Source organism: Vagococcus sp. (assembly GCF_036639995.1).
Taxonomy (GTDB): domain Bacteria; phylum Bacillota; class Bacilli; order Lactobacillales; family Vagococcaceae; genus Vagococcus.
The window spans coordinates 22,036-28,109 of the sequence record NZ_JAVWHO010000031.1; the positions used below are offsets into that span (position 1 = coordinate 22,036).

The 6,074-nt window shown below is 33.8% G+C and carries 7 protein-coding genes; all 7 read left to right on the forward strand.

Features of this window, described 5'->3' with window-relative positions; all coding sequences use genetic code 11:
- Window positions 1–10 precede the first annotated feature (10 nt).
- The 7 genes from RR554_RS08505 (at window position 11) to tsaD (ending at window position 6,050) form a co-directional block, all read left to right on the forward strand.
- On the forward strand, window positions 11–1,279 hold the full coding sequence (locus RR554_RS08505; RefSeq protein WP_332463833.1) for a hypothetical protein: 1,269 nt from the start codon (window positions 11–13) through the stop codon (window positions 1,277–1,279).
- An 87-nt stretch (window positions 1,280–1,366) separates the two neighbouring features.
- Window positions 1,367–2,668 carry a hemolysin family protein gene (locus RR554_RS08510; protein WP_332463834.1) on the forward strand — a complete coding sequence of 434 codons (1,302 nt, stop codon included), beginning with the start codon at window positions 1,367–1,369 and terminating at the stop codon, window positions 2,666–2,668.
- Between the two features lie 13 nt (window positions 2,669–2,681).
- Window positions 2,682–3,209 (forward strand): NUDIX hydrolase, encoded by a 528-nt coding sequence (locus RR554_RS08515; RefSeq protein WP_332463835.1) that lies wholly within the window; start codon window positions 2,682–2,684, stop codon window positions 3,207–3,209.
- A gap of 114 nt (window positions 3,210–3,323) precedes the next feature.
- Window positions 3,324–4,052 carry a tRNA (adenosine(37)-N6)-threonylcarbamoyltransferase complex dimerization subunit type 1 TsaB gene (gene tsaB / locus RR554_RS08520; RefSeq protein WP_332467827.1) on the forward strand — a complete coding sequence of 243 codons (729 nt, stop codon included), beginning with the start codon at window positions 3,324–3,326 and terminating at the stop codon, window positions 4,050–4,052.
- Window positions 4,036–4,563 (forward strand): ribosomal protein S18-alanine N-acetyltransferase, encoded by a 528-nt coding sequence (gene rimI, locus RR554_RS08525; protein ID WP_332463837.1) that lies wholly within the window; start codon window positions 4,036–4,038, stop codon window positions 4,561–4,563. Before tsaB ends, rimI (RR554_RS08525) begins: the two co-directional genes overlap by 17 nt.
- Window positions 4,560–5,009 carry a ribosomal protein S18-alanine N-acetyltransferase gene (gene rimI / locus RR554_RS08530; protein WP_332463838.1) on the forward strand — a complete coding sequence of 150 codons (450 nt, stop codon included), beginning with the start codon at window positions 4,560–4,562 and terminating at the stop codon, window positions 5,007–5,009. Before rimI (RR554_RS08525) ends, rimI (RR554_RS08530) begins: the two co-directional genes overlap by 4 nt.
- A gap of 12 nt (window positions 5,010–5,021) precedes the next feature.
- Window positions 5,022–6,050 (forward strand): tRNA (adenosine(37)-N6)-threonylcarbamoyltransferase complex transferase subunit TsaD, encoded by a 1,029-nt coding sequence (gene tsaD, locus RR554_RS08535; RefSeq protein ID WP_332463839.1) that lies wholly within the window; start codon window positions 5,022–5,024, stop codon window positions 6,048–6,050.
- Window positions 6,051–6,074: the final 24 nt, after the last annotated feature.

Sequence of the window (6,074 nt, forward strand, 5' to 3'; positions counted from 1 at the left end):
AGTATTGTTGATGATGCAAAATAAAACAGTTCATGATTTTATAAATATAGCGCTACTTTCTGGTGGTTGGATGGAGTTAGATCGGTTGTATCTAAACAATCAAATTATAGCGCTTATTGGACCTACGGATGACGAAGAGACAGAAACACTTGAAGAGTCGACTAAAACATCTAGAGACTTACTTAACGAGTTGATGGAGATAGCTAAATCAAATCAGAAAGTTGATAGTCATGATTTAAAGAGTATTAAAGAGTTAGAAGCTAAACTAATGGCTCTTTTAACACCGCCACCATCAGTTGTTAATGCATTATTTTCACAGCATTACGATGCCACGGAAAAAGAAGCAACTGATTATTTTTATCTAATGAATTTGACGAATGACTCGATTGATGAAAACACACTTTTAAAAAAAGAAGTGGAAATTAATCGTCAACCTTTTATTATTCAGGCAAAACAAGACACATCAAAAGAATTGATGTCATCTGTCTGTTCGTATTGTTTTGAAAGTGAAGGTTACGGGATAGAAAAAAATGCTAACAAGCGAATTATCCGAATGAATTTACGAGGAGATAGCTGGGGATTTTATTATGTCTCTAATCCGTTATTAAAAGAGCATTGTATCTATACGCCCGAAACCCATGAACCATTAGTGATGAATCGACAACTACAAGAAACCATGCTTAACTTAGTTGATATTTATCCTCATTACTTTGTTTCAGTTAATCCTGAAGTTCTTCGACTAGCTCCTCATGGGCATCTTTATGGAGGAGATGCTAAAATACCTTTAGCGTTAGCTGAGAATAGCTTTATGTTTGATATACCAGGATTTGTAACGGTAGAAGCGTCAATTGTTGATTGGCCGATTTCTGTCATCCGTTTAAAAACAACTTCGAAAAAAAATCTGATTAACGCTATGGAATATATCACGTTAAAATGGCAACAATACTCGTACCCTTCTTTAGATATCATTGCTAAAGATGAGGATGGAAAAGATTTACATTCGATGATTCCTGTTATGCGAAAAGAAGATAATTACTATATAGTTGATATGATTTTACAAGATAATTCTTCTGAATTTAAACCAACACTTGCGTATCAAAATTTGATAACAGAAGAAGCTTGGCCAATTGACCAACTTGGAATAATTAATTTAAAATCAAATCAAGAATTAACAGATGAAACGATTGAAAAAGTAACTAAAAGCATGGAAAAACAATCCATCTTTAGAAGACCACAAGATGGTCAAAAAGCTTTTTTACGTTTTATTGATACATTATAATTAGAAAGCAGGCTTGTTTTGTAACAGGCTTGTTTTTTTTCTGATTTCCTTTAGAATAAAGGGTAGGAAATTTTTTGAGGTGTTTAAATGATAGGAATGAAATTAGTATTAATTGGAATAATGATCTACATAACGGCGCTATTTGTTGCAGCCGAATTTTCCCTTGTGAAGGTAAGATCATCTAAATTAGAACAATTAGAAGCAAATGGTGAAAAAAACGCTACGTTAGCTCTTCACCTAGTTCATCACTTGGATGATTATTTAAGTGCATGTCAATTAGGGATCACGCTAACCACATTAATTATTGGTGGGGTAGGAGAAGAGACTGTACGGACACTGGTGACGCCTTTGGTTAATTATTTTCCAGTAAGTAAAAGCGTATCATTAACAATTTCACTTATTTTATCTTACTTTTTAGTAACTTTTGTTGAAGTTGTTGTGGGAGAGTTACTCCCCAAATCGTATAGTATTGCCAACTCAGAAAAAGTTGTTTTAGCCATTGCGAAACCTCTTCATATTTTTTATAAAATGACGTACTTATTTATTAAAATGTTGAATCACTCAGCCAATTTAATTGGGAAAGCATTTGGTATTCATATGATTGGTGAAGCAGAAGAAACGCTTTCTGAGGAAGAAATTATTTTAGTTGCAGCAGATAGTCTTGATAAGGGCGAAATTAATCAAGAAGAATTTAAGTATTTATCCAATATTTTTGAGTTTGACGAACGACAAGTAAAAGAAATTATGACCAATCGTTTAGATATGAAAGTATTAGATTATGATTTAACAATTGAAGAAGCCATTCCTAAAATATTAGATGTTGGGTATAGTCGTTTTCCTGTTATAAAAGAATCAAAGGACGAAATTATTGGATATGTGACTCTACAACAATTAGTAAGATCATCTTATGTTGATAATCAGCGACTAATCGCAGAAGAAGTAACAAAACCGATTATTGTTATGGAAACAATGGTTGTAAAAGATGTCTTGAAAAAAATGCAAGAAAGTCATAAGCATATTGCAATGGTAGTTGATGAGTACGGTGGGACAGTTGGTATCGTTACGATTGAGGATATTATTGAAGAGATTGTTGGAGACATTCAAGATGAGCTTGATACTGAAAAGGAAATGATTCAACCACTTGGTCATCAAGAGTATTTAGTTGAAGGTAAGATTGAATTAGAGGAAATTAAACATCATTTTGATTTAGACGACATGGAAGACCCAAATGGCAATGTGACTCTTGGAGGGTATTGTACAAGTGTTTATCCAAATGATATTGAAAAGGGCTTCTCATTTGATGTTGAGGGTGTTATTTTTACGATTTTATTAACAAGACAGACAGTTGTTGAGAGAATAAAAATTAAAGATACTAGAAAAAAATCATAAGGGATGGATTGTAATGCTTGAAAAGTGGGACGTTTATTCTGTTGATCGAAAAAAATTAGCTAAAACGGTCACTTCAGATGATGAATTGTTGAAAAATGAGTACCGAATTGTTATAGGTGTTTGTGTATTTAACTCTAGTAACCAATTGCTTATTCAACAAAGGCAAAGCTGTAAGAAGACTTGGCCCAACATGTGGGATATTACAGCTAGTGGTAGTGTAATTAGTGGTGAGACCAGTTCAGAAGCTGTTGCTCGTGAGTTAAGGGAAGAGTTGGGATTAGATATCTCTTTTAAGGATATGTTGCCTCAGATGTCAGTTGGCTTTTCTAAAGGTTTTGAAGACTATTATTTTGTGGAAGCTGATGTCGATATAAATCAAATGGTGCTTCAAAAGGAAGAAGTTCAGGATGTGAAATGGGCTACTTTAGAAGAAGTAAAGGACTTAATGCATCAAGGCTTGTTTATTCCATATCATGAACATTTAATCGGACTTTGTTTTGAAATGAAAACCGTTTATGGTTCGTATAAGTATGAAGGATGAATCTTTTTAAAAAGGTTCATTTTTTTTGCTGAAATTATCTTGGCACATTCATGGAAGAAAGTGCCTGTTATATGCTACAATGTATCAGAATACTAACAAAAAGGGTCGATGTAAATGACAATTTTAGGAATTGATACTTCTAATCAAAGCATGTCTTTGTGTTTAGGAGAAGATAACAACTTGCTAGGTAGCTATTTTACTAGCGTTCAGAAAAATCACAGTGTAACGTTAATGCCTGCGATTGATTTTTTGATGACTTCAAATAATAAACAGCCAAAAGATTTAACCAAAATTATTGTAGCTAAAGGTCCAGGTTCTTATACTGGTTTACGAATTGGTGTCACAACAGCTAAAACACTTGCTTGGACACTAGGGATTGATTTATATGCCGTATCAAGTTTGGCTTTGATGGCAGAGAGTAAAAAAAAGTTTGATGGCTTAATTGTTCCGATAATGAATGCCAGAAGAGAAAATGTGTATACTGGAGCGTATCAGTGGCAAAAGGGAAGATTAGTCACAGTTATTGAAGACCATCATACATCATTAGAAACATGGTTAAATCAACTGAATAATCAAAAAGAAGCTGTTTTTTTAATTGGTAGTGATTTAAGTGTGTTTGCGGATCATTTAGCCGATTTAAAAGGAAGCAAGATTACTTATAGTAAAGATAAAATAAGCAATGAAATTAACCCAACTTCTTTTTTAACATTGGAAAATCAGAGTGTTAAAGTGGAAGATATAGAAGGATTTATTCCAGATTATTTAAAACGAGTTGAAGCAGAAGAAAAATGGTTAGAGACGCATGGTCCAAATGAGGTTTCTAACTATGTGGAAAGGGTTTAGCATCTTTAAATCTCAAGTAGATGTTAATAACAGGCAAATAAAAATGGAAGATGAGCGTGTTGCATTTGAATCTGCTAAAGTCACAGACATTTATGTTCTTCAGACAATTCTAAAAAAAGTCTATGGCAAATCGCCATGGAGTAACACCATTTTTTGGATAGAGTTAACAAAAAAACAAAATGGTTTGTATTTAAAAGTACTAGATAGGAACAAAACAGTTGGCTTTGTGGGAGTTCGAGTAGAAGGGTCTGATGCTCATATTACTAATATTGCAGTTTTACCAGATTGTCAAAATCAAGGATTTGGCAAACAATTACTTGAACAAGCAGAAAAATTTGCATTAAGTAAAGACTGTTTAACTCTTAGTTTAGAAGTGAAAAAATCCAATGTCCAAGCAATTACTTTATATAAAAAGTTTGGCTTTTTTGAAAATGGAGTTAAACCAAAATATTATAAAGAAGATGAAGAAGATGCGATTGATATGGTGTATGTATTAGAGGAAATTAAATGAAACGTGACCAAGTATTATTAAGTGATGATAAGTTAGCTCAACAGTGTGTTGAAATAAGTAAGGCAAGTTTTGAAACAGCCTCTCCTTGGAATAAGGAACAATTTTTAGCTTCGTTTAGTGCAAAGAATCAACAAGTTTTTTTGACCATTGAACAGAAAGAAGTTGTGAGTTTTATCGTTATATCCACGGTTTTAGATGAAGCTGAAATAGAACTGATTGCTGTTGATAATTGGTTTAAACGAAGAGGTTATGGCAAATCTTTATTAAACGAAGTGTTATGTGAATTAGAAAAAAACGAAGTAAAAGATATTTTTTTAGAGGTAAGAGAGAGCAACTTAGCCGCACAGAAATTTTATCGATTTTTTGGTTTTCAGGAAATTGGAAGACGAAAAAACTATTATCAACACCCAAAAGAAGATGGTTTAATGTTTAAGTTATCAATATAGGAAGTGGTCAAAATGGATATATTTAAAGAAAAAAACAGAAAATTAATTTTAGCAATTGAGAGCAGTTGTGATGAGACAAGTGTTGCAGTTGTTGAAGAAGGTATTCACATTTTATCTAATGTGGTTGCTTCTCAAATAAACAGTCATAAGCGATTCGGTGGTGTTGTGCCAGAAGTTGCCAGTAGACACCATGTAGAGCAAATTATAGGCTGTATGGAAGAAGCTTTAGAAAGAGCAGAAGTAAAGGTGGATGATTTAGGAGCTGTTGCCGTCACTTTTGGACCTGGACTTGTTGGGGCCCTTTTAATCGGTTTAACAGCAGCTAAAAGTTTTGCTTGGGCTCATAATTTACCCTTGATTCCTGTTAATCATATGAGTGGGCATATTTATGCTGCTCGCTTCGTTTCTGAAATGACATTTCCTGCCATGGCACTTTTAGTTAGTGGTGGTCACACAGAACTTGTCTATATGAAAGAGCACGGTAGTTATGAAATTATTGGTGAAACTCGTGATGATGCATGTGGTGAAGCCTATGATAAAATAGGTAGAATTCTTGGACTTAGTTATCCAAGTGGTAAAGAAATTGATGAGATGAGTCATTTGGGAGAAGACACGTATAACTTTCCTCGTGCAATGATGAAAGAAGATAATTATGATTTTAGTTTTAGTGGTCTGAAAAGTTCAGTGATTAATTTAGTGCACAATGCCAATCAAAGAGATGAAACTCTAGATCGTCATAATCTTGCTAGGAGCTTCCAGCAAAGTGTAATTGATGTCTTAGTAACTAAAACAATCAAAGCTTGCCAGGAATATGAAGTGAAACAGTTAATAATGGCTGGCGGTGTGGCAGCTAACAAGGGATTAAGAGCAGCGTTTGACGAGGCTGTTACTAACGAGTTATCAGATGTTAGCTTTATCGTTCCGCCATTAAATCTTTGCGGAGATAATGCAGCAATGATTGGGGCAGCAGCTTTTATTGAGGCAAAAAAAGGACATTTTGCTGATTGGTCATTGAATGCCAAACCAAGTGTTACTTTATAAAAATAGAGTTAAAAAAGAGTTGAA

Bases quoted from the DNA above. Each gene is read 5' to 3' on its own strand.
- RR554_RS08505 (WP_332463833.1), top strand. From the start codon at position 11: ATGATGCAAAATAAAACAGTTCATGATTTTATAAATATAGCGCTACTT.
- RR554_RS08510 (WP_332463834.1), top strand. From the start codon at position 1,367: ATGATAGGAATGAAATTAGTATTAATTGGAATAATGATCTACATAACG.
- RR554_RS08515 (WP_332463835.1), top strand. From the start codon at position 2,682: ATGCTTGAAAAGTGGGACGTTTATTCTGTTGATCGAAAAAAATTAGCT.
- tsaB (WP_332467827.1), top strand. From the start codon at position 3,324: ATGACAATTTTAGGAATTGATACTTCTAATCAAAGCATGTCTTTGTGT.
- rimI (WP_332463837.1), top strand. From the start codon at position 4,036: ATGTGGAAAGGGTTTAGCATCTTTAAATCTCAAGTAGATGTTAATAAC.
- rimI (WP_332463838.1), top strand. From the start codon at position 4,560: ATGAAACGTGACCAAGTATTATTAAGTGATGATAAGTTAGCTCAACAG.
- tsaD (WP_332463839.1), top strand. From the start codon at position 5,022: ATGGATATATTTAAAGAAAAAAACAGAAAATTAATTTTAGCAATTGAG.